The organism is Rubellimicrobium rubrum, from assembly GCF_006152115.1.
GTDB lineage: Bacteria > Pseudomonadota > Alphaproteobacteria > Rhodobacterales > Rhodobacteraceae > Rubellimicrobium > Rubellimicrobium rubrum.
In genome coordinates this window covers 35,822-59,027 of record NZ_VDFU01000026.1, presented here as the reverse complement: position 1 = coordinate 59,027, position 23,206 = coordinate 35,822, and the positions used below count along the sequence as shown (strand labels likewise).

Annotated in this window: 18 protein-coding genes; 7 read left to right on the top strand and 11 right to left on the bottom strand. The window is 66.5% G+C overall.

Annotation, left to right across the window (positions count from 1 at the left end; all coding sequences use genetic code 11):
- Positions 1–311 precede the first annotated feature (311 nt).
- Both FHG66_RS16925 and FHG66_RS22680 read right to left on the bottom strand, forming a co-directional pair.
- Positions 312–1,454 carry a GGDEF domain-containing protein gene (locus FHG66_RS16925; protein ID WP_139078229.1) on the bottom strand — a complete coding sequence of 381 codons (1,143 nt, stop codon included), beginning with the start codon at positions 1,452–1,454 and terminating at the stop codon, positions 312–314.
- Positions 1,455–1,903: 449 nt separating this feature from the next.
- On the bottom strand, positions 1,904–5,101 hold the full coding sequence (locus FHG66_RS22680) for an endonuclease/exonuclease/phosphatase family protein (protein WP_139078228.1): 3,198 nt from the start codon (positions 5,099–5,101) through the stop codon (positions 1,904–1,906).
- 408 nt (positions 5,102–5,509) lie between these two features.
- Between FHG66_RS22680 and FHG66_RS16915 the strand changes: the two genes are divergently transcribed.
- The 7 genes from FHG66_RS16915 (at position 5,510) to aroQ (ending at position 12,820) form a co-directional block, all read left to right on the top strand.
- Positions 5,510–8,401: a monovalent cation/H+ antiporter subunit A gene (locus FHG66_RS16915; protein ID WP_139078227.1), complete on the top strand. Its 2,892-nt coding sequence runs from the start codon at positions 5,510–5,512 to the stop codon at positions 8,399–8,401.
- Positions 8,401–8,745, top strand: a complete 345-nt coding sequence (locus FHG66_RS16910) for a Na+/H+ antiporter subunit C (protein ID WP_139078226.1) — start codon at positions 8,401–8,403, stop codon at positions 8,743–8,745. The genes FHG66_RS16915 and FHG66_RS16910 overlap by 1 nt, the downstream gene beginning before the upstream one ends.
- Positions 8,746–8,747: 2 nt before the next feature.
- Positions 8,748–10,385 carry a monovalent cation/H+ antiporter subunit D gene (locus FHG66_RS16905; RefSeq protein ID WP_139078234.1) on the top strand — a complete coding sequence of 546 codons (1,638 nt, stop codon included), beginning with the start codon at positions 8,748–8,750 and terminating at the stop codon, positions 10,383–10,385.
- Positions 10,382–10,870 (top strand): Na+/H+ antiporter subunit E, encoded by a 489-nt coding sequence (locus FHG66_RS16900; protein ID WP_139078225.1) that lies wholly within the window; start codon positions 10,382–10,384, stop codon positions 10,868–10,870. Before FHG66_RS16905 ends, FHG66_RS16900 begins: the two co-directional genes overlap by 4 nt.
- Positions 10,867–11,148 carry a K+/H+ antiporter subunit F gene (locus FHG66_RS16895; RefSeq protein ID WP_139078224.1) on the top strand — a complete coding sequence of 94 codons (282 nt, stop codon included), beginning with the start codon at positions 10,867–10,869 and terminating at the stop codon, positions 11,146–11,148. Before FHG66_RS16900 ends, FHG66_RS16895 begins: the two co-directional genes overlap by 4 nt.
- Entirely contained in the window at positions 11,145–11,531 is a 387-nt protein-coding gene (mnhG, locus tag FHG66_RS16890; protein WP_139078223.1) for a monovalent cation/H(+) antiporter subunit G, read from the top strand. The genes FHG66_RS16895 and mnhG overlap by 4 nt, the downstream gene beginning before the upstream one ends.
- 848 nt (positions 11,532–12,379) lie before the next feature.
- On the top strand, positions 12,380–12,820 hold the full coding sequence (aroQ, locus tag FHG66_RS16885; protein ID WP_139078222.1) for a type II 3-dehydroquinate dehydratase: 441 nt from the start codon (positions 12,380–12,382) through the stop codon (positions 12,818–12,820).
- Positions 12,821–13,729: 909 nt separating this feature from the next.
- On the opposite strand, the gene FHG66_RS16880 is transcribed toward aroQ, so the two are convergent.
- The 9 genes from FHG66_RS16880 to FHG66_RS16840 form a co-directional block, all read right to left on the bottom strand.
- Positions 13,730–14,143 carry a DoxX family protein gene (locus FHG66_RS16880; protein WP_139078221.1) on the bottom strand — a complete coding sequence of 138 codons (414 nt, stop codon included), beginning with the start codon at positions 14,141–14,143 and terminating at the stop codon, positions 13,730–13,732.
- A 348-nt stretch (positions 14,144–14,491) separates the two neighbouring features.
- A complete protein-coding gene (locus FHG66_RS22675) occupies positions 14,492–16,216 on the bottom strand; it encodes a calcium-binding protein (RefSeq protein WP_176556308.1) in 1,725 nt (574 codons plus the stop codon).
- Positions 16,217–16,809: 593 nt separating this feature from the next.
- A complete protein-coding gene (gene uxuA, locus FHG66_RS16870) occupies positions 16,810–17,991 on the bottom strand; it encodes a mannonate dehydratase (protein ID WP_139078219.1) in 1,182 nt (393 codons plus the stop codon).
- The gene (locus tag FHG66_RS16865; protein WP_139078218.1) at positions 17,988–19,439 is read right to left on the bottom strand and encodes a mannitol dehydrogenase family protein; all 1,452 of its coding nucleotides are present in this window, start codon (positions 19,437–19,439) and stop codon (positions 17,988–17,990) included. Before FHG66_RS16865 ends, uxuA begins: the two co-directional genes overlap by 4 nt.
- Complete coding sequence (gene kduD, locus FHG66_RS16860; protein ID WP_139078217.1) at positions 19,417–20,154, bottom strand: 2-dehydro-3-deoxy-D-gluconate 5-dehydrogenase KduD; 738 nt, start codon at positions 20,152–20,154, stop codon at positions 19,417–19,419. Before kduD ends, FHG66_RS16865 begins: the two co-directional genes overlap by 23 nt.
- A complete protein-coding gene (kduI, locus tag FHG66_RS16855) occupies positions 20,151–20,975 on the bottom strand; it encodes a 5-dehydro-4-deoxy-D-glucuronate isomerase (RefSeq protein WP_139078216.1) in 825 nt (274 codons plus the stop codon). The genes kduD and kduI overlap by 4 nt, the downstream gene beginning before the upstream one ends.
- A gap of 13 nt (positions 20,976–20,988) precedes the next feature.
- Positions 20,989–21,300: a cupin domain-containing protein gene (locus FHG66_RS16850; protein WP_176556307.1), complete on the bottom strand. Its 312-nt coding sequence runs from the start codon at positions 21,298–21,300 to the stop codon at positions 20,989–20,991.
- Positions 21,301–21,308: 8 nt separating this feature from the next.
- Positions 21,309–22,589, bottom strand: a complete 1,281-nt coding sequence (locus FHG66_RS16845; RefSeq protein ID WP_139078215.1) for a TRAP transporter large permease — start codon at positions 22,587–22,589, stop codon at positions 21,309–21,311.
- Positions 22,590–22,593: 4 nt separating this feature from the next.
- Positions 22,594–23,145, bottom strand: a complete 552-nt coding sequence (locus tag FHG66_RS16840; RefSeq protein WP_139078214.1) for a TRAP transporter small permease — start codon at positions 23,143–23,145, stop codon at positions 22,594–22,596.
- Positions 23,146–23,206 lie beyond the last annotated feature (61 nt).

Here is a 23,206-nt window from a genome sequence, read left to right as displayed (position 1 = left end):
GGGGCATTCCTTCGTCCTCCTCAGGCCCGAAAGCCTACTTCAGGGAGGACCACTTTTCAGGGGGCAGACCAAGGGATCTGGCCGACTTGGGGATGCACCGTGCCGATCTTCACGACATCGCGCGCAAGCACGTTTACGGGTCATGACCCACCCTTCAGGACGCAGGCTCTATGCCGAGAAGCAGGGATATCCAACCCCTCCGACTTCGGCCGCGCGTCCTGATCCCGTGCCTGCACCGTCGGGCCCGGCCCGTTCGGGCCAGCATGGCACCGTGATCGAACAGACATGGCAGATCCGACCGGGCACATCGCTCAGCCGGCTTGATAGGTTTCCGCCGCTTTCGCGTCCAAGCTTGCAAACGTGATGCAACGGCCTCGGCCGGCCCCTTTCGCCGCATACAGGGCCCGATCGGCTTGCGCGATCAGCGCCGGCAAGGTGCCAAGAGCCGGATCCCAGCGGGCTGCTCCGATACTCACTCCGACTTTCGCCAGAATGACCCCGCGCAACTGATAAGGCTCGCCCAGGCGGGCCACGATCCGACGGCCCAGCTTCAGCATATCCGAGTCCCGGGCCAGCTCGGCCAAGATCAGGAACTCGTCACCGCCCATGCGGGCGATGGAGGTCTCTCCTCGGCAGGACTCCCGAAGACGCTCCGCAACCTCCTCCAGAAGCGTGTCGCCCGCGCTGTGACCTAGGCTGTCGTTCACCTTTTTGAACCCGTCGAGGTCAAGGTAAAACAGGGATATCGGAACCCCCATGACCTGACGCCGCGCGAACTCGGCCTCTAGACCCCTGCGGTTCAGCAGATGGGTGAGAGGATCGGTGATCGATTGCTCGCGGCTGGCGATCTCGCTCGTGATGGCCTGGATGGTCATTCCGCGAAGCTGCCTCAGCACAGCCACCTTGCCGATGCAGAACGCCGCAAGCTGTAGCAGGACGATGGGAAGCAGATCGGGATGATAAAGGGCGAGCGCCAGCAGGAAGCCAGCCTCGATCAGGGCGCTCTGGGCCAGCGCATAGCGTGGTGCGGCGAAATGCCGGGACACCAGCACGCAAATTGCGCCCAGGGCCGACACGAGCACGACAGCGGTCAGGCCGAAGTCCCCTGTCGCGATGGCAACCGCTACCAGCAGGCCATGGAGAGCAGGCCAAACCAGCCCACACAGGAACCACAGATCCGATGACCGGTGAGCCGTCCGGAACACCATGTAGCGGAACCCCAGCAGCAGCATCTCGGCCGCAGCCAGCGCCAAGAACACGGCTTCCTCGGTCCGCAGGTATCCCACAAGACAAAGCACCGTGGCATTCGCCCCCGCCGCGATCATCGGCGTAAAGGATGACGCCAGCGACGACCGGAGCCGGGTCTGAACCTCCTCGGGCAACCCCTTGCCGACGCCGGCCAGCCACCGCGCCGGGAGGCGTCGTGGCACGGGAATGTTGCGCGAGATCGGCATCGGGCCTCCAGAAGCGGAAGCAATCTATCCCCGCAGTCATTAACGAATGACAAGGAAGACCAAAGCCTGCCCTGGCACACCCCGGATTTCCCGCAACAAGGTGTACGAGACCTTTCTGCAACGTCCGCGTCGGGAATGTCGCAGGCACGCGCCCGTTCTGTCGAACGAGCGCGCACGCAGCACCACGCCGACCTGTGGGGTGGGAGTCCAGAAGCGAGACCTACTCTGATGCTCTCGCATCCCACTGGGCCCACACGAGACCTTCGATCGCTGGGTCCGCCTTCAAGGCAGCCGTCCCGCTACTAGGCTGACTGACTCTCGTACCCCCCGGCCCTGGGATCTGACCTGGCGGCACGGCCACCCAGACCGGGCCCCGCCCCGTCCGGGTGGCCGACGGGGGGGCGGGACTCGGTGGGCCGATCGCCGCCCTGGTGCGCCAGGAGCACTGATCATATGAGCAGGTCGCCCTGCTCCAGCCGGATCACTCCGGCGAACTCGATGGTGCCACCTCGAAGGCTTAGGCCAAGGACGCCGCCCTCCACGTCGACTGCACGATCCCTCTGGTCCAGGACACCGTCCCCGTTCCGGTCTATCTGGTTGAAGCAGAGACCGAGGCCGGTCAGGTCGATGGTGTCCTGTCCCGCCATGAAGTCAGCGACACGGTCGCGCCCGAAACCGCCGGTGAAGACGAAGACATCCTCGCCCGCTCCCCCCGCCAGGACGTCGTCGCCCCGTCCGCCGATCAGCACGTCGCTGCCCGCTCCGCCCCAAAGACTGTCGTTGCCGTTGCCGCCTTCCAGTGTGTCATGGCCTGCGTCCACCCCGCCCAGCGGATCGGCCGCATCATCGCCATAAAGCCGGTCGTTGCCGTTGCCGCCCTGCAGCCGGTCGTCGTCGCGCCCGCCGATCAAGATGTCGTCGCCGTTGCCGCCCCGCAGCAGGTCGTCGCCATCGGCCCCGTCGAGCAGATCCCGCCCGTTGGTGCCCACCAGCACCTCGTCGTCATCGTCCGGGATGAGGAGGCTCGCCAGCACGGGGTCGTGGTCGCTCGCCTGCTCGGCGAACTCGGTGTTGACGTGGACGGCGTCGTAGAGCGCGCCGGTTCGCAGGCTGTCGGACACCAGGATGTGGTCGATCTGCTGGGAGTTGCCCTCGAAGAGATACGAGTAACGCTCGTCCTCGGCGAGTTGGAGCGTGAGGTTGGTCAGCACCTCCTCGTCCACGTCGGTCAGCGCCGTACCGTCATAGGCCAGGTCGCCTTCGAGCACCTGCAAGGGCTCCTCGAACTCGAACTCGTTGAGGTCGCCCAAGACGACGACCCGGGCGTCGGCGTCGGTGGCCAGAAGCCCGTCCACATAGGTGTTCACCGCCTGCGCCTGTGCCGCGCGCTGTTCCTCCGAGCCGTTGAGCGACGGCTGGGTGGTCCCATAAAGCGGGGTGGAGCCGCCCTTGGAGGAGAAGTGGTTGTTGATCAGCGTCACCTCTTGGTCGTCGAACTCGAAGGTGGCCACGAGCGGCAGGCGGGCGCCGGCAAAAGGGTTGTCGGGGTCGGTGGCCTGATCCTGTGGGTCCACCACGGTGGCGAGAGAGCCTTCGACCAGGCTCACGCGCTCGGGGTTGTAGAGGAACGCCGTGCGGATGTTGCCCCCGGGCTCCCCACCGGACTCGTCGTCGCTGATGAAAGGGTTGTCGATCACCTCGTAGCGAACCCCGGATCTCGCGAAGATCTCGTCGGCCAGGAGTTGAAGGGTCTCGCTTGCCGAGGTCACGGCGGTGTTGGCCGACCCGTCGTTGTCCTGCACCTCCTGGAGCGCCACGACGTCGGGGGTGTTGAGGTTGTCCACGACGTCCTGCGCGATGGCCGCGAACTGGCCATCGGCGACGTCCGTGTCGCCGTCCGAGTCGTTCGGGTCGAGGTTGAGGACGTTGTAGCTCGCCACCAGCAGGCGGTCGGCCGTGCCTTCCAGCTCGCTCACTTCGGGGGCCAGATCGTTCTCGGCGCGCACCGTGATCGCTTCGGTCGCCAGCACCTCGTAGTTGCCGAAGCCGTAGGACAGGACGCCCGTGACGTCGTTCAACTCGGCCCCCGCGTCCACCCGCGGCACGCCCGCGCTGCCCCCGGGCGTGAAGCCCGAGTCGGCCTGGATCTGGATGCGCTCGGGGTTGAAGTCCGAGCCCGGGCCCTGGTTGGTGACGCCCAGGCCACCCTCGCCACCCTCGACATTGACGGTGCCGCGCTCCGACAGGCTGGTGGCGAGCCGCCCGCCCGCGCCGTCGCTCGCCACCGTGAAGATCTCGCCGAACTCGTTGGTGGGCGCGACCGCGACGGGCGCCTGCACGGTCACGCGCATGCCCTCGAGGCTTTCGTAGAAATCGATGCCGTCCGTTGCCGGGTCGAAGCTGGCGAAGCTGTCGTCCTCGATGATCTCGCTGGGCGGCCGAAGTCCGTCGGGGCCGATCAGGGTGGCCTGGGGCGGGGCGTTGCCGGTCGATGTCACGGCGACCGTGGCGCTGCCGATCTGCGTGGTGGACAGGTTGCCCGCGCTGGCACCCCCTGCCGCAAACTCGCTCACGGTGCCGGTGACCTGCACTGCGTCCCCGGCAGTCACCGTCGGGCGCGTGCTGGTGAAGACGAAGATCGCGTCCGAGGTGGCCGCGTTCCCGTCGCCCGTGGGGTCCTGAAGGTAGAAGCCGTTGGTGTCCACGGCCGTGACGACGCCGAAGGTCGCAACCTGCTGGCCCGCATAGGCCGAGACGTGCCCGGCGCCCTGGATGGTGCCGATCGTCAGGCGCGCCACGTCGTCGTTGAGGATCGTGCCCACCGCCGACCCATCCGCGATGGTGGCCCCACCCGTGGGATCGCTGATCGTCAGTTGCAGCGTCTCGTCGGGCTCCACCGCCGTGTCGCCCCGCACCTCGACGGTCACGGTCGCCTCGGTCTGCCCGTCGGCGAAGGTGAGCGTGCCCGAAGGCAGTCCGCCCGTGTCCTCGGCGTCCGCAGGGTTGGCCGCTCCGGCCAAGACGGCGTAGTTGACGGTGACGGCGCCTGTTGTCCCGCCCGCGCGGGTGACGGTGAAGGTCAGGGTAGAGGTGCCCGTGTCGCCCTCGCTCACGTTCGCGTCCGCGACCGACAGCGTCCCTGGGCCCGTGGCGCCGCCGAAGTCCTGGCCCGCGTTCACGGCCCCGAAGCTGTCATCGGCCGGAGCGGTCCAGGTGAAGTCCTCCGAGGCGGTGCCCGAGCCGGTGACCTGCAGCGACAGACCCAACAGGGTTGTCGCGCCCTCGACCACGCCGATGTCGGTGCTCACCAGACCATCCGCCGGCCCGCCTACGGCGGTGAAGCTGCCCTCGTAGGACAGAAACTGCAGGACGCCGCCCGCACCGTCCACCAGAGCCAAACCAGCGGGTGAGCCGTTCTGGATCCCCGAGGCAGGGCCCGTGAAGGACAGGGTGCCGAAACCGTCATCCTGGTCGGGGATCGTGCCCGCGAGGGGGATCGTCGCGTAGGGCGCGCGCCCATTGCCGTTGTAGAGCACCAAGGACCACCCGCCGAGGTTGGTACCGGCTGGACCCGCTATCTCGATCCGCTCGCCTGTGTCGGTGCCATCGTTGTCGTAATGCAGTTCGTTGATGAAGACCTGTGGCATCCCGGTTCAACTCCCCTGTCACCCGTCCCGCTCTCCCGCGGGTTGCAGGTCGGACCTAGTTCGACCATGCAACAGAGCCGTGATGATCAACGAGATTTGACGCCACGGCAGAACCGGAGTGGGCAGACTGGCGCCGGGTCGGCATCGGCAGCCCCGCACGAAGGGCAGGGTTCACTATCGGATAGTCCGACCGGACCCGGACGGTCCGTGGTACGTTGCGTGGCGGACAAAGGCCGGACGCGGGGTTGATCTCGGTCGGACTAGCGCCTTAGTTGGTTCAAGGCATTCTGGCTAAGGACGCTGCCCCGGGCAAATCCGAGCAATTCGTCAATCGGATCGGAGGCCACACGAGCACGCGCGTCAGGGGACGCGACGCACGCAGACGCATGGAGGTTGCCGGGCCCGGGCATGAATGAACCGAACCTGATCCTGCTTCTCGTGTTCCTGCCCTTCGCCGGAGCGCTGGTCGCCTCCACCATGCCCGCCGGAGCCCGCACCGGCACGGCTTGGCTCTCTGGCCTCGTCATGACGGCGGGTCTTCTGATCCTTGCGGCGCTGCACGGCCCGGTCGCCGAAGGCAGAGTTCTCCTTGAGACCCTGTCCTGGGTGCCATCGCTGGGCCTCGACCTCGACTTCCGCCTGGACGGCTTTGCATGGCTCTTCGTGACGCTCGTGCTGGGGATCGGCCTTCTCGTGGTGCTCTACGCGCGTTACTACCTGGCCAAGTCAGATCCGGCTCCGCGCTTCCACGCCTGCATCCTCGCTTTCACGGGCGCGATGATCGGCATGCTGACCTCGGGCAATGTCATCATGCTCGTGGTCTTCTGGGAGTTGACGAGCCTCATCTCCTTCCTGCTGATCGGCTACTGGCATCGAAGCCCCGCCGCCCGGGACGGCGCTCGCATGGCGCTGGTCGTGACCGCTGCGGGGGGGCTCTGCCTTCTCGGGGCGATGCTGCTGCTGGGCCAGATCGCCGGGACCTATGATCTTGATCGGATCCTGGCCTCGGGCGACGTGATCCGGGCGCATCCGCTCTACGGGACGACGCTGGCCTTGTTCCTGGTCGGGGCCTTTACGAAATCGGCGCAGGTGCCGTTCCATTTCTGGCTGCCCAACGCCATGGCGGCTCCGACCCCTGTCTCGGCCTTCCTCCACTCTGCGACCATGGTCAAGGCGGGCGTCTTTCTGCTGGTGCGCTTCTCGCCGGCGCTGGGGGGCACCGAAGCGTGGTTCTTCGCGGTTACCGGGGTCGGGATGGCCACGCTCCTGTTCGGGGCGGTGATCGCCCTGTTCCGGCACGACCTGAAAGGGCTGCTGGCCTATTCCACCATCAGCCATCTGGGCCTCATCACGGCCCTCGCAGGGATCGGGAGCAACGGAGCCATCGTGGCCGCGATCTTCCACATCGCCAACCACGCCGTGTTCAAGGCCTCGCTGTTCATGGCTGCCGGCATCATCGACCACGAGAGCGGAACGCGCGACATGCGGCGGCTGAGCGGCCTCATGCGGCTGATGCCCGCGACAGGGAGCCTCGCCATCGTTGCGGCGGCGGCGATGGCGGGGGTGCCACTCCTCAACGGTTTCTTGTCCAAGGAAATGTTCTTCGCCGAGGCGGTCGAGTGGCATAACGGTACCTGGCTCGATAATTCCCTCCCCTACATTGCCACCCTGGCCAGCGTCTTCTCGGTCGCCTACTCGCTGCGATTCATCGCGACGGTGTTCTTCGGCCCACCGCCCACCGACCTGCCCAAGACACCCCAGGAGCCGGTGCGGTGGCTGCGGCGGCCCGTCGAGTTGCTGGTGCTGATCTGCCTCGTGGTCGGCATCATGCCGGGCCTGACGCTCGGCCCCACGCTCAACATGGCGGCGCGTTCGGTCATGGGGGCGGACATGCCCTACTACAGCGTCTCGGTCTGGCATGGCCTCAACACCCCCCTGCTCATGAGCCTCATCGCGATGGTTCTGGGGGCGGTGCTTTACCTCACCTTCGCGTCCCGCATCGCCCAAGGCCCCGAGGGCCCGCCCTTGGTGTACAAACTTCAGGCGCAGCGGTTCTACGAGCGGGTCATGCTGGCCGCGACCTGGACCGGGCCCCGCCGGCTGGTCCGGCTGTTCGGCCCGGACCGGCTCCAGCCCCAGCTCCGCCTCATCGTGCTGCTGGCGATCGGGGCGATGGCCTACATGATGTGGGGTTCGACGGGCCTCGCGCCTTGGCGGGGCTTCACAGACCCGAACATCGGCTTTCTCCTGATGTGGACGGTAGGGGCGGCCTGCGCGGTGGGTGCCGCTTGGCAGGCCAAGTATCACCGCTTCGCCTCGCTGGTTCTTCTTGGCGGAGCGGGTTTGGTGACCTGCCTGACCTTCGCCTGGCTCTCGGCCCCGGACCTCGCCGTGACGCAGCTGCTCGTGGAGGTCGTGACCACGGTCCTCCTCCTGCTGGGACTCCGGTGGCTGCCCAAGAGGCTGGTGGAGATCCAGGGGGACCGGCTTCGGGCCGCGCGGATCCGGCGCAGCGTCGATCTGGTGATCGCGGTGGTATTCGGGGCCACCGTGTCGGCCATCGCGTTCACGGTGATGACCCGGCCGCAGCTGTCGACCGTGGGGGACTGGTTCCTGCGCAACGCTTATTCCGAGGGCGGCGGCACCAACGTGGTGAACGTCATCCTTGTGGACTTCCGCGCCTTCGACACCTTCGGGGAGATCACGGTACTCGTGATCGTCGCGCTGACGGTCTTCGCGCTGCTCCGCCGCTTCCGCCCCGCGGTCGAAAGCACCGGCCGACCCGAGCAGCAGGCCCTGCCCACGGCCCGCGACTTGCAGGAAGACATGCTGATCCCGTCCGTCATCATGCAGTGGATGTTCCCGGTCACCATCGTGCTTTCGGCCTACCTGTTCATGCGCGGCCATGACCTCCCGGGCGGGGGGTTCTCGGCCGGGGTGACCTTGGCCATCGCCTTCCTGCTCCAGTACCTGGCCACCCATGTCCGCTGGGTAGAGTCGCGGCTGACCGTCCTGCCGACACGGTGGATGGGGTTCGGCCTCCTGATTGCGGGGGGCACCGGCATGGCCTCCTGGGTCTTTGGCTACCCCTTCCTGACAGGGCACGCCCAGTACGTGGACCTGCCGCTGATCGGAGAGGTGCCGGCTGCCACGGCGATGATCTTCGACTTGGGTGTGTTCGGCGCGGTCACGGGTGCCACCATCCTCATGCTGATCGCCATCGCGCACCAGTCGCTCCGTTCGACCCGCGTCAGGGCTCCGGACGAGGTCTCCCGCCCCGATCGGGAGGAGGCCGCCTGATGGAGATCGTCCTGTCCGCCGCCATCGGCATCCTCGCGGCCTCGGGGGCCTGGCTCCTGATGCGACCCCGGACCTTCCAGGTGATCGTGGGCCTGTGCCTGCTGTCCTATGCCGTGAACCTGTTCATCTTCTCGATGGGGCGGCTCACGGTGGGCGCGCCGGCCATCATGCCCAAGGGCGGCTTCGTGAACCCGGACGCCTTTGCGGACCCTATCCCGCAGGCCCTCGTGCTGACGGCGATCGTCATCAGCTTCGCCACGACCGCACTGTTCCTGGTGGTCATGATCGTCGCGCGGGGCTTCAGCGGCACCGACCACGTCGATGGCCAGGAGCGGAACCCGTGACGGTGACGCCCGAGCACCTCATCATCGCGCCGATCCTGATCCCGTTCATCGCGGGCGCGCTGATGCTGCTTTACGGCGACGAGCGGCAGCGCAAGGCACGTCTGGCCCTCAGCTTCGGCTCGGCGTTTGCCCTGCTCCTCGTCGCCCTCGAGCTCCTGCAGCGCGCGTCGCAGAATCCCTTGGCCGAGGGAGGCGCTATGGGGTTCTACCTCTTGGGGGACTGGGCCACGCCCTATGGCATCGTGCTGGTGCTCGACCGCTTGTCGGCGATGATGCTGGTGCTGGTCGCGGTGCTGGCCATTCCTGCGCTCATCTACTCCCTGGCGGGCTGGCAAAGGCAGGGCCAGCATTTCCACGCGCTGTTCCAGTTCCTTCTGATGGGGTTGAATGGCGCCTTCCTGACGGGTGACCTGTTCAACCTGTTCGTCTTCTTCGAAGTACTACTCGCGGCGTCTTATGGGCTCCTGTTGCATGGCTCCGGGCCGTTCCGCGCCCGCGCGGGTCTGCATTACATCGCGGTCAACCTGACCGCCTCGCTCATGTTCCTGATCGGGGTCAGCCTGATCTACGGGGTCACCGGCACCCTGAACATGGCGCACCTTGCGGGGCTCATCCCCACCCTGCCTGACGCGGACCGGCCCCTGCTGCACGCGGGAGGGGCGATCCTTGCCTTGGCGTTCCTCGTCAAGGCGGGGATGTGGCCGCTCTCGTTCTGGCTGCCTTCGGCCTACATGGCAGGGGCTCCGCCAGTGGCCGCCATCTTCGCGATCATGACCAAGGTGGGCGTCTATGCCGTCCTGCGACTGTCGATGCTGATGTTCGGACCCGGCGCGGGCCCCTCGATCGGCGTCGGAGCCGAGGTGCTGATGGCAGGGGGCATGCTGACCGTCCTGTTCGGGATGCTGGGGGTGCTCGGCACGCAGACGCTCGGGCGGATGGCGGGTCACCTGGTGCTGATCTCCTCCGGGACGGTCTTGGCAGTCATCGGGTTCGCATTGGCCGGGGGCGGTGGCGCGGTGCTCGCGGGGGGGCTCTACTACCTCGTGGGCTCCACCCTCGCGTCGAGTGCTTTGTTCCTGCTCCTTGAGCCCATGAGCCGGGAGGACGGCGACATCGCCGCCATGCTGGCCCTGACCGCGGACGCCTACGGCATCGAGGACGCGCCGGAGGACGAGGATGCCACGGCGGGTCTGGCGATCCCCGGCTCGCTCGCGCTTTTGAGCCTGTGCTTCGCCGGGTGCCTGCTGGTCCTGGCCGGAATGCCGCCCCTCGCGGGGTTCGTGGGCAAGGTCGCCATCCTGTCGGGTATCCTGGCCGGTGACCTGTCCGTCCCGCAGGACTGGGCTTGGGCGTTCATGGCGCTCCTCCTCGCCTCGGGCCTGGGCACGCTCATCGGCCTCGTGCGGGTCGGCGTGCAGGTATTCTGGACGACCGAAGGCTCGGTTCCCAAGGTGTGGGCGCTGGAGGTCGGGCCGCCTGCCGCGCTGCTCCTGCTCGTCGTCGCCATGACGATCCGGGCCGAGGATGTCATGCGCTACATGGAAGCGACCTCGCGCGCGCTGCACAGCCCGCCCGTCTACACGACCGGCGTGAGCCTCGCGCCGCGCATCGCGGACCAGCCGGAGGACGCATCGGAATGAGCCGTCTCGTGCCCTACCCGCTCCTGACCCTGGGGCTCGTGCTGATGTGGCTCATCCTCACGCGGTTCTCGCTTGGCCACCTCATGCTCGGGACCGGCGTGGCCATCCTCGCAGGCTGGGCCATGGGCGCGCTTCGCATGGAAGGGCCGAGCCTGCGTCGTCCGTCCGCCATCCCCGGCCTCCTCGCCATCGTGGCCTGGGACATCCTGCGGTCCAACGCGGCCGTAGCCTGGCTCATCCTGAGCGGTGGCCGCATGGGAGCACGCCGCTCGGGCTTCTTACGGGTGCCCCTGCGCCTGCGCCATCCTTCGGCCCTTGCGATGCTGGCGATCATCATCACGGCGACGCCCGGGACCGCGTGGCTGGAGTACGATGCCGACACGGGTGTCCTGCTCCTCCACATCTTCGATCTTGTGGACGAAGCGCGGTGGCGCGACCTGATCCAGAACCGCTACGAGGCACGCCTGCTGGAGATCTTCGAATGAGCGGCACCATCCTGATCCTGGCTTTGAACGTGGCTCAGCTCGTACTGGCCCTCGCGGCCGTCCTCGCCGGGTCGCGGATCCTGAGAGGGCCCCGCGCCCAGGACCGCGTCCTCGGCCTCGATACGCTGTACGTCACGGCGATGCTCCTGTTCCTCGTCACCGGCCTGCGCTCGGGCAGCATCTTCTTTTTCGAGGCGGCGATGGTGATCGGCTTCCTGGGTTTCGTGGCAACCGTGGCGCTCGCCAAGTTCCTGATCCGTGGCGAAGTGATCGAATGACCCATCTTGACGCCGTCCCCCTCTGGGTCGCAGTTCCCGCGGCGCTGCTCATCATCCTGGGCAGCGGGCTCACGCTGCTCGGCACGATCGGCCTTGTCACGCTCCGGACGTTCTACGATCGGCTCCATGCCCCGACCCTGGGAACAAGCTGGGGCACGCTGAGCATCGTCCTGGCGTCCACCCTCCTGTTCAGCAGCCTGGAGCAGCGACCCGTCCTTCATGAGCTGCTGATCGGAGTCTTCGTGATGCTGACGACGCCGGTCACGCTCATGCTCTTGGGCAGGGCGGCGCTCCACCGCGACCGAGCCGAACGGTCGGCCATCGTGCCGGTTGCACCCGTGTCAGCAGCCGGGAGCCCAGGTCCGGTGCTCGCCCAGGACTGACGAACAGCAAGGGACCAACCCTGCCTTGGGAGGCAGTGATCAAGCGTCACCTCGCGAACCGCACCAATTCGCACTGCCGCGGTCCGATAAAACCTCGCAGTTGACGTCGGTATCCGTGGACACGGTCGGTCATGGCATCACCACACGGCCTCCTGAGGCTGCGGATGCCGTCAAGATCACTTACACCATCTCCCCTAGTACCACAGCAGCCGAGAGCATACTGCCGAAGCAACAACGAACCCCGCAGCAGGACCTGTGGTCATGACCTTCGACGGGACAGGCATTGGCAATCCGGCATCATGTCCGGCCGAAGGGGAACCTGCCTGTGGATTTTGGCGCCGGCGTCCGGCAGCGTGGCGCGGGGCCGGACAACAGAGACGAAGGGCAAGATCCGTGAACGTTGATCTAGACTTCGGCTTCGCGCTGATGCTCTGGCCTAAGCCGCTCGGCACAATTGGCCCCGCCGTCGCCGGCATCGCCCTGGCTCTCATCATCGGCTGGCCTGAGGTGGTGCTGCACCCCTCGGGTGGCCGATTGGCAAGTGCCGGCTCTGCGCTTGGCGACAGGGCCCCAAGCTCCCGGCAACTCAGAGCACAGATTGCCGCTAAAAGAGTTCAACGGCGCGAGAAACCCTCTAAGCGAGGCCGACCGGATCAGCGGGCTCCGATCAAACCTGTCCGAGTCCAAGCGATCGCGGGACCACGCCGCGATCCACGGGACACGGCTCGGGCTTACTCCGTCTGCGTTTCCCGGCGAAGGCGGAGGGATGCCCTCCGCCGTGCCAGTCCACTGACTCTGTCCCGGCCCATTCCCGCAACGGGATCGAGCCCCCTAACCGAGAACCACTGATGTCGCGCCTCGTCTACATCCTGAACGGTCCCAACCTGAACCTTCTCGGCAAGCGCCAGCCCGAGATCTATGGCGCAGAAACTCTGGCCGACGTGGAACGCGCCTGCGTCGCGCTTGGGGCCGAACTAGGCCTGTCCATTCGTTTCCTGCAAAGCAATCACGAAGGACAGATCGTAGACTGGATCCACGAGGCCCGTGAGGACGCCTGCGGCATCGTCATCAATCCGGCCGCCCTGACCCATACGTCGGTGGCGGTCCTGGATGCCCTGAACACCTTCGACGGGCCTGTCGTCGAGGTGCATATCTCGCAGGTCCACAAGCGGGAGCCGTTCCGCCACCACTCCTTTGTGAGCCATCGCGCCGACGCGGTGATTGTTGGGGCCGGCACGCAGGGCTACGGATTCGGCCTGCGCCGCATCGCCGTTCTGGCTCTGGCGTGACTGGTCGGGACCGCTCGGCTGTGCCGGAGGCCGGCTCGCATCCGCAAATGAGTGAACCGCCTGCCGCCGAAAGGAGCCACAGGGTGAAGCGGTGGCGTCCGTCTCGCACCGGAAGCACTGGAACGACATTCTCGGGCGCAAGAGCAGGCCTCCTCCGAACATAGGGGGATCTGCGCCTTTCGGGCGGCTCCGGATCGAACATCGGGGGATGGCAAGCGTGACCCCGTCCCCCGCGCTCCCGACAGCAGGGGCCGCGCGGTTGCTCGGACTTGAACGAGGCTCTGCCGAGTCACGCGATCAGTTGGAAGCCACATGATCCGTAGAGCGATCCGACAGATTGCCCAACTGGGCCACCCGACCGTTCGAGACACGAGGCATCAATGCTGTGATAGCACCCAGAGGGATCGGGCTGGCGGAGCACCCGGATGTCCTGCAGCTCGTTCTCGGCCTGTCGACCAGCCGAGGGGGCGCTGAATCTTACTGGCCACAAGTGACGACCGGGGCGCTCCCTGACGAAGTCCTGCCCCAGAGCACGTCGCCTGGTCATAGTGTTGGACAGGACCCACGCGCCGGTGGGCGGGACGTGCCGGGCTGACGGCTTTGGGTCTCTAGGATCCCCTGGAACCTGTGATGCCGAAGGATGCGCAACCTGACGCCGACGGCGTCACGGAGATCAAGGCAGGGCACGGGTTCAGGCACACCAATCGATGCCAGGCACGACTAAGGACCGACATCGGCCTTGCGCGATGGGACCGGAAGCAGACGGGTGAAGATCAGGGCGCCTACAAGGAACCTTGCAGCAAGAATGACGGCAGAAGCGGTGAAAGCGGCGCGGCCCGGTCTTCATCTCCGTCATAAGGGGCAAGCGCGGAGCCTGAGCAGGCTCCGCTGAGTGAGGATATCTGCCTCTCAGACCGTCGCCAGCCGCTTTGTCCCCTCACGACCCAGGACGGCGTCAAGGCTCCAGGAGCCGGGACCGGCAAAGACCAGGTACAGGAAGACGAAACAGTAAAGAATGGCTGCGTCCCCTCCATTCAGAGCCGGGAAGGCGCTTTGCGGCGCATGGGCCATCCAGTAGGCAACCGCCATCAAGCCGGATAGAATAAAGGCCACTGGGCGCGTGAACAGGCCCAGGATCAGCAGCGCCCCGCCCACCAGCTCGAGGACGCCCGCGATCCAGAAGATCGACATCACAGGTGGATTCATGTCCGAGGCCGGAAAGCCGAGGATCTTCTGGGTGCCATGCGCAAAAAAGATCAGGGCGGAGACGATGCGCAGGATGCTGAGCATGCGCGGCGCAAAAGCGTCGAGGGAACGGGTCATGGATGTCCTTCACCAGTTAATGAGGAATGCGGGTTGCTGGCCCATATTACGGACCAGCCTGGTCGCCGCAACGCAGCATGCGCACACTACGTGTGCAACCGGTACACGGGGCCGAGTGGCCGATCCGTAGGATTGGATGGCTGGGCCCGCGTCGGGGCAGGACCTTCATCCAAGTCCGTGACCCTCTCTCAGGACCCAGAGGTTGGAAGTTCGTTTTCCCGAGGGCCCAGGTCCGCCCGGTACAGCACCGTTGCAGCGCTGAAGGCGCTAGATACGCGGGCCAAGCCCATCGCGCCCCCGCCGCAGCGGGGACGACGGTAGCACCAGACCGCGGGCGAAGGCAGGCCGTCAGGCCAGCAGCAGGTCGGTCTCGGTCAGGCCGGCGACATGGGACAGGCTCAGCATCTGGAGACCCCTCGCACCCTGCCCCAATGCCGCCCCGAGATCGATCGCGAGCCCGTCGCCGCTGGCGTCGACAAACGCATCGTCAGCATCCAGCAAGCCATCGCGGGTGCTGTCGAGGTCGTTCCATGACAGCGCGGCCGCACGCAAATCGAGCCGATCTCCTTCGGCTCCCCGGAAGTCCATGATCCTGTCCCGGCCATCCATGGCCCGGAACACGAAGACGTCCGCGCCGCCGGCCACGACTCCCGCAGCGCCGCCGGTCGTCGCCTGGCCGTCGCCCCAGAGTGTGTCGTCGCCCTTGCCGCCGACGATCCGGTCTATTCCGCCGTTCAGCGTCGCCGTCCCGCCGAAAGCCGTGCCGTCGCCATGGATCAGGTCGTTGCCGGCTCCACCGAAGAGGTGGTCGTTCCCTCCGTTCAGAGTGGAGGACGAGGCATTGCTGGCCAGACCATCGCCCCAGAGGATGTCATCCCCTGCCCCGCCTGACAGGTCGTCGTTGCCGCCGGTCAAAGTGGCCGAGAAAGCCCCCAGTGCCTCGCCGTCCCCATAAAGCGTGTCGCGCCCCCGGCCCGCCGTGAGAACGTCGTCGCCCCCTTCGAGGCGTCCGAACAGGCTCAGGGCCCGGCCATCGCCCCATAGGGTGTTGTTGCCCTCCCCGGCGGCCAGGAGGTCATTGCCGCCGTCGACCGAAGCGCCCGAGCCGTCACCCCACAGGACGTCGTTTCCGCTTCCAGCATGCAGGGCGTCATGGCCTCCGGCGAGAGATCCTGCGGCTACCCCATCGCCGTAGAGAAGGTTGGCCCCGTCGCCCGCATCGAGTCGGTCGTCGCCTCCAGACAGGTCCGGGCTGCTGCCATCCGCTCGACCCGTCGGTCCGGTCGAGGTGCCGTCCCCCCAGAGCACATCGTTGCCGGTGCCGGCGGTCAACAGATCGTCCCCGCCCATGAGCCAGCCGGTCGAGCCGGTCTGGATCGTGACCGTTCCATCCCCGAACAGGAGGTTGTTGCCATCGCTGCCAGTCAGCGTGTCATGCCCCCCGGACAGCGTCGCAGTCCCGAAAGTCGAAACCATCGCGGCCCCGTCGCCGTAGAGCGTGTCGTTGCCTTCGCCTCCGTGGAGCTTGTCCTTGCCTCCTGTGAGCACCGCGCTGCTAAATGAATCCGCAGTCCCGTCGCCATAAAGCGTGTCGGCGCCCCTGCCGCCCGTCAGGAGATCCGTCCCACCGACCAACTCCGCATGGGTGAAGCTCGCGACTTCGCCATCTCCGAAGATCAGGTCGTTTCCCGCTCCGCCATCTACTCTGTCGAGGCCTCCGACCATCCGCGCCGCTCCGACGGCTCCGGCCTCCTCGACGGCGGCAACGCCTTCGCCATAGAGGCGGTCGTCGCCTTCCCCGCCCTGCAGCATGTCGTTGCCGCCCAGGATCACGGCCGATCCTTCGCCGCTGATCCGGCGTCCCTCGACGATGGCGTGCCCAATGGTGGCACGTCCGTCGCCCAGGATCGCGTCAGAGCCGCCGCCCCCGTTCAGGATGTCATCGGCTCCGATGAGCCGGGCATGGCCCGCGCCCGGACCCCGGGTCAGGGCGCCGTCGCCTATGAGGCTGTCGTCCGCCGCAAGGCCGAACAGTATGTCCTTGGCCAAGCTGCCCTGTATGGCATCAGGCAAAGCTGACCCATGAACTGCGGTTCGCCGCATTTCCGATCCCCAATCATTAAATAGGTCCACTCGTTGTGAGGTGGCGCGACTGGCTCGCGCACGTTTCCGCTCAGGCCCCTACCAGATGTGCGCGGATCACCGCTCAACCCTGACGCGACATCGGGCCGAGATCAAGCATTTTTGAGGCGAAACCTAGGCAGCTGACCCATGACACTGTGCTCTTTGCACCACTATGTCAGCTAACCAGCCGGCTGGTCGGCACGAATGACAAAGACGGTCGAGCCCCGACCGACAGCACGGCGGAGGATCGCCGGTTCAGAGTGGCCCTTGTCGTGGGGAACGCACCTCCAGAGCGGGCGGACCCCTGCGGCTCCGTTCATAGGTCTTGCCGGAAGCGATGCCTCTCAACCCTGCCGGGGACATTGGTCCGCGTAGGCGGGCCCGCTCAATGCTTCGGTTCGTCTCCACAAACGATGTTCCAGGACCCGCAGGCGGGGACAGCCCACCTTGCGGACGTTCCGGGCCACTCTTTCTTCAGGGTGTGTCGGGTTGTATACGGAGAACCGGTCCTTCGCCCTGCACCAAGGCCGCGATGCCCGGGGTCAGGCCCGGACTCGGTTCAATGCCTTGGCCACGCCCCGCAACTCGGCCAAGCCGCGCAGCCGTCCGGCGAGGGGATAGCCGGGATGGGTCCGGCGTGTGTCGTCGTCCAGCAGGTGGTGCCCATGGTCCGGGCGGAACGGGATGGCATGATCGGCCCGGCCTGCCGCCCGACGGCTCGCCTCTTCTGCCAGCAGCACGTCGATCAGCGCCACCATGTCGGTATCGCCTCCCAGGTGTTCGGCCTCTTGGAACGAGCCGTCAGGCTCCTTGGAGACATTGCGCAGATGAGCGAAGGCGATGCGGCTAGCGAAGGCCGCCGCGATCGCGACTGGATCGTTCGCCGGACCGGCCCCGAGCGAACCCGCGCAGAGCGTCAGGCCATTGGCCGGGCTTTCGGCCTGAGCCAGCACCCAGGCGATGTCGTCCCCCGAGGATACGACCCTGGGCAGGCCCAGAAGGTTGCGCGGCGGATCATCCGGATGCACGCAAAGACGAACGCCGAGATCCTCGGCCGCTGGCACTACTTCGGCCAGAAACCGCGCGAAGGCCGCCCGGAGCGACGTCCGGTCTGCGCCGGTCCACCGCTCCAGCGCAAGGCGGAGGCCCGCGATGTCGTAACGGTCATAAGCACCGGGGAGGCCTGCCATGACGGCCGCCATCAGTTCGTCCTGCTCGCTCAGGCTTGCGGCGTCGAACCAGGACCGGGCGCGGGCGCGGACATCCTCGGGCCAGTCCGCCTCGGCTCCGGCGCGGCCCAGCATGTGGATGTCCAGCGCGGCCATCTTCGCCGCCTCGAAGCGCAGGGCCGTGCCGCCGCGCGGCAGGGGAGCCGCGAGATCGGTGCGGGTCCAGTCGATCAGCGGCATGAAGTTGTAGCAGACCGTCCGGACTCCGGCCGCCGCCAGATTGGCCAGCGACTGTCGGTAGTTCGCGAAAAGACGCGAAAGGTCACCCTCTCCGCGCTTGATGCCCTCGTGAACCGGCAGGCTCTCGACGACTTCCCAGGTTAGGCCCGGACCCTGGGATGCCTCGGCCTGACGCCGTGCGATGGCCTCGGCTGGCCAGACCTCGCCATAGGGGATGTCATGGAGCGCAGTCACGACGCCGGTGGCTCCGGTCTGGGCGATTTCGAACGGTCGGATCGGGTCGGCTGGACCGAACCACCGCCAGCACTCGATCATGATAGCGCCTCCAGCGTAAAGCGTGCGCCTCGGGTTTCCAGGGAGGCCAGGCTGCGGGCCACCGGATCGCGGAACTGGGGATCGGCGGCCAAGGCCTCGGGGAAGACCTCACGCACCGAGAGAAGCGCGTGTGCGCGGGCTTCGGCGCCTTCCGCCTCGTTCGAGAGGGCTCGGAGCCGGTCAGCCAGCGGGTCGCGAACGTCGATCGGGCGGCCTGCCTCGTCGGTTCCGCCCACATAGCGCATCCAGGCCGCAACCACGGTGGCGAGCCCATCCACGGAGCGCTCCGCCGAGAGGTTGTCTCCCACGGTGCCGAGGATGCGTTGCGGAAGCTTCTGGCTGCCGTCCATGGCGATCTGCCAAGTGCGGTGCCGGATCGCCGGGTTGCGGTAGCGGGCCAGGAGGTCGGCCGTATAAGCCTCGATGTCCACGCCTCCGGGCGGAATCAGCGAGGGCAGGATCTCTGTCCGCCAGAGGCGCTGGACAAAGGACGCCAGGATGGGATCGGCCACCGCTTCGGCCACCGTCTCGTGCCCGGATAGGTAGCCCAGGTAGGCCAAGGCCGAATGTGTGCCGTTCAGGCAGCGGAGCTTCATCAATTCGAACGGCTCGACCTCGGCGGTCAGTTGCGCCCCCACCGCCCCGAAGTCGGGGCGGACGCCGTCGACGAAGTCGTCCTCGATGGCCCACTGTCGGAACGGCTCGTGGAAGACCGGTCCGTCGTCCCGCAGCCCTGTCTCTTTGGCCAGCCGCTCGATGTCGGCGGAGGTGGTGGCGGGCACGATCCGGTCGACCATGGTGGACGGGAACCGCGCTTCGGCGGCGATCCAGGCGGCGAGGGATGGATCGACACGCTCGGCGAACTCCAGAACCAGACCGCGCAGCATCCGCCCGTTCGACGGCAGGTTGTCGCAGCAAAGCACCGTGAAAGGCCGCACCCCGGCTCGCCGTCGTCGGTCCAACGCCCTCACGAGGAAACCTACCGCGGAACGGGGGGCATCCGGCTGCTCGAGATCGTGCAGGATGTCCGGATGAGCGAAGTCCAGCCGCCCCGTAGCTGGGGAATGCGTATAGCCCTTTTCGGTCACGGTCAGGCTGACGATTCGGATCGCAGGGTCGGCCATGACGGCCAAGACCGCCTCCGGATCCTCCGGAGCCACGAGAATGTCGCGCAGCATCTGCACCTTGCGGACCTGCCGACCTTCGGGGCCGAGTTCGACCGCCTGATAGGCATAGTCCTGCGGGGCCAGCTTGTTCCGCTCGTCGGGGCGGCGCAGGCTGACGCCAATCACGCCCCAGTCGCCGCCCGAGGCCGCCATCGCGTCCTCGAGCCAGATCGCGCCAAAGGCCTTGAAGAAGGCTCCGACGCCCAGATGCACCACGCCCAGGGGTGGTGCAGGTCGGTCGCGGGTCAGGCGCGGAACATCAGCGGGCAAGCCATCCTCCATCAACATTGATCACCGCGCCGTGGATATAGCTGGCTGCCTTGGAACACAGGAACACCGCCGTCTCAGCGATGTCCTCGGGATCGCCCCAGCGGCCGGCCGGGATGCGGTCGAGGATGGCCTTGTTGCGGTCAGCATCTGCGCGCAGCGCCTCGGTGTTGTTGGTGGCGATGTAGCCAGGGGCGATGGCGTTCACGTTGATGCCTTTGGACGCCCATTCGTTGGCGAGGATCTTGGTCAGTCCCGCCACGCCATGCTTGGATGCGGTGTAGGAGGGCACTCGGATGCCACCCTGGAAGGACAGGAGCGAGGCGATGTTGACGATTGCCCCCGCCCTGCCCCCGAGCGCCCGAGCAAAGGCCTGCGAGGTGAAGAACACCGCTTTGAGATTCAGATCCATCACCGCGTCCCAGTCGGCTTCGGTGAAGTCGAGGCTGTCGGCGCGGCGGATGATCCCGGCATTGTTGACGAGGATGTCGTAGCCGCCCTGCTCCAGCACCGGACCGGCGGCCATGGGATCGGACAGGTCCAGCGGCACGGCATGGCCCTGACCGCCTTCGGTAGCAATCCGGTCCAGCGTCTCGTCCGGGTCGCGCCGGGCGGCGCAGCCCACCTCGGCCCCGGCGCGGGCCAGGGCCACGGCAATCGCTTGCCCGATGCCGGTGTTCGCGCCGGTCACCAGAGCGCGGCGGCCGTCCAGCCGGAAGGGATCGGTCATCGCAGGTCCCCGATCCCGACCATGTCCATGTCCGTGTAGTCCACGTTGTCTCCGGCCATGGCCCAGATGAAGGCGTAGCTGCCGGTGCCCGCGCCCGCATGGATCGACCAGGGCGGGGAAAGCGCACCCTCTTCATTCGCCACGACGAGGTGCCGGGTCTGGTCCGGCTCTCCCATCAGGTGAAGGACCCGGTTCTTCTCCTCCACGTCGAAGTAAAGATAGGCCTCCATCCGGCGGTCATGGACATGGGCGGGCATTGTGTTCCAGACTGACCCGTCGAGGAGCCGCGTGTAGCCCAGCACGAGCTGGCAGCTTTCCATGACCAGCGGGTGGACGAACTGGTGGATCACCCGCTTGTTCGAGGTCTCGGACGCGCCCATCGGAACGGCCTTGGCCTCACCGATGCGGATCAGGCGCGTAGGGCAGGTTCGGTGGGCTGGGGCCGATGTGATGTAGAACCGCCCGTGCCCCGCGAAGGTCACCGGCCCGGACCCCATGCCGAGATAGAGCACATCGCCCCGCTCCAGCGCGTGGACCTCGCCGGCGGCGCTCACGCTGCCGGGCTGGCCGATGTTCACCACGGCCATCTCGCGGCGGTCGAGGAAGGTCGGGGTCTTTGTCTCCTCGACCCGATCCAGCACCAGCTCGCCACCCGCAGGCACCGCGCCGCCCACGACCATCCGGTCGTAATGGCTGTAGATCAGCCGGACCTCGCCGGGAACGAAGATGTCGCTGACCAGGAAATGGCGGCGCAGTTCCTCCGTGTCCATGGCTTTGGCGTGATCCGGGTGGACCGCTTGGCGGGTCTCGACCTTGAGCATGGGATGTCCTTGTTCAGAGAAAGTCGTCGCGGCGGGGCGCGAAGCTGTCCACCAGCCGCCCGACCTCGAGGCAGGTGCAGCCATGCACCACGTCCGAAGGGATGACAAAGCTGTCGCCGGGACCGACGTCGAACGCCCGCTCCCCGACATGGAACCGGAAGCGCCCGCTTTCGCAGTAGGTGGACTGGACGTGCCGATGATGATGGGGCGCGCCAACGCCGCCCTCCCGAAAGTCGAAGGCAACGACCATGAGTTCGGGGGAGTCGGCGAGCACGCGGCGCGTGACATGATCGTCCACGGCGACGGATGGGAACGAGTGGATCATGGGTGACCTCAGCGGAAGAGCGACGGCAGCCAGAGCGACAGCGCCGGAATGTAGGTGACAAGCAGCAGGGTCACGAGGCCCGCCCCATAGAAGGGCCAGATCGAGCGCATGGCCTCCCAGATCGTGATCTTGCCGACGGCGGCGGCCACGAACTGCACCGGCCCGAGCGGCGGCGTGTTCAGGCCGATGCCAAGGTTCAGGATCAGGATGACCCCAAAATGCACCGGATCGACGCCGAAGCTCGTCACGACCGGCAGGAAGATGGGCGTGGTGATGATGATGAGCGGGCTCATGTCCATGAAGGTGCCCAGGAGAAGCAGCATCAGGTTGATCAGGAGCAGGATGACCAGTGGATTATCGGAAATGGTCCCCATCATCTCGACCATGCCCGCCGGCACCCGCAGATAAGCCATCAGCCAGCCGAAGGACGCTGCGGTCCCGATGATCAGCAGCACCATCGAGGTTGTCCGAACAGCTTGGCTTGTCGCGTGGACGAACTCCGACCAGCCCAACATCCGGTAGACGAAAATCGTGACCAGCAGCGCATAGAGCACCGCAATGCACGAGCTCTCCGTAGCGGTGAAGATGCCCGACCGAACCCCACCAAAGATGATGGCGATCAGGAGAAGGCCCGGAACCGACACGACGAGCAGGTGGAGCGCGCGGCCGAAGCCTGGGAAGGGCTCGGTCGGATAACCCCGGCGGCGAGCGACCAAATATGCGGTCACGGATAGCGTCAGCGCGAGCAGCAGGCCCGGGATGATTCCAGCTGTAAAGAGGTCCGCAATAGAGATCTGCCCGCCGCCGGAGATCGAGTAGATAATCATGTTGTGCGACGGCGGCAGCAGCAGCGCGATCAGCGCTGCCATAGAGGTGACGTTGACCGCATAATCCGCACCGTAGCCCCGTGCCTTCATCTGCGGGATCATGATGCCACCGACCGCAGCCGCCTCGGCGACGGCAGAGCCCGAGATGCCCCCGAAGAGCGTGGAGGCCGCGATGTTCACCTGCCCGAGACCGCCGCGGACATGTCCGATCAGGCTCCCCGCGAAGGCGACGATCCGGCTCGCAATTCCGCCGCGCACCATCAGGTCCCCGGCGAAAATGAAGAACGGGATCGCCATCAGCGTGAACACCGAGACGCCGGACGCAAGTCGCTGGAATACCACGAGCGGCGGCAGGCCGAGATATGCAACCGTGGCAAAGGACGAGATGCCGAGGCAGAATGCGATCGGCGTGCCGACCAACATGAGCACCACAAAGGTGCCGAACAGAACCCAGAGTTCCATGCGCTCAGACCTCGCTGAGGGTTGCGTCGTCCAGCGACGGGTCGTGTTCGACTTCCATTCCGGCGAACCGGAGCAGCAAGCGTTCGGTTGCGAAGAGTGCAATCAGCACGCCGCCTGCCGTCACCGGCATATAGACGAAGCCGCCCGGCAGCTGCAGCACTGGGATCGGCGACGGCCAAGTCTGCACGATCAGCTGCCCGCCATAGACGACCATTCCGATCCCGAAGGCCAGCACCGCCAAGTCAGAGATCGACCGGAGCCAGATCTTGGCACTCGTTGGCAGAACGTAGAGCAGCACGTCGAAGCCCATGTGGAAGTTCTCACGCACGCCCACCGCCGCACCGAGGAAGATGAACCATGACATAATCAGGATGGAGGTCGCCTCGGTCCAACTCGGCGAGTCGTCCAGCACGTAGCGGGCGAAGACCTGCCAGGCGACAAGGGCCGTCATGAGAACGAGCCCGAAAGCAGCAAGATAAAGCGTGACGGTTGCTAATACGTTCAACGCGCGGACAAGACGAACGAGACCGCTGGCAGCGGGTGTGTCCTCAGCCATGACAAGCTTCCCGGGGAATGAAGGGGGTATGGAGGACCGCACCCATGCGATCCTCCAGGGC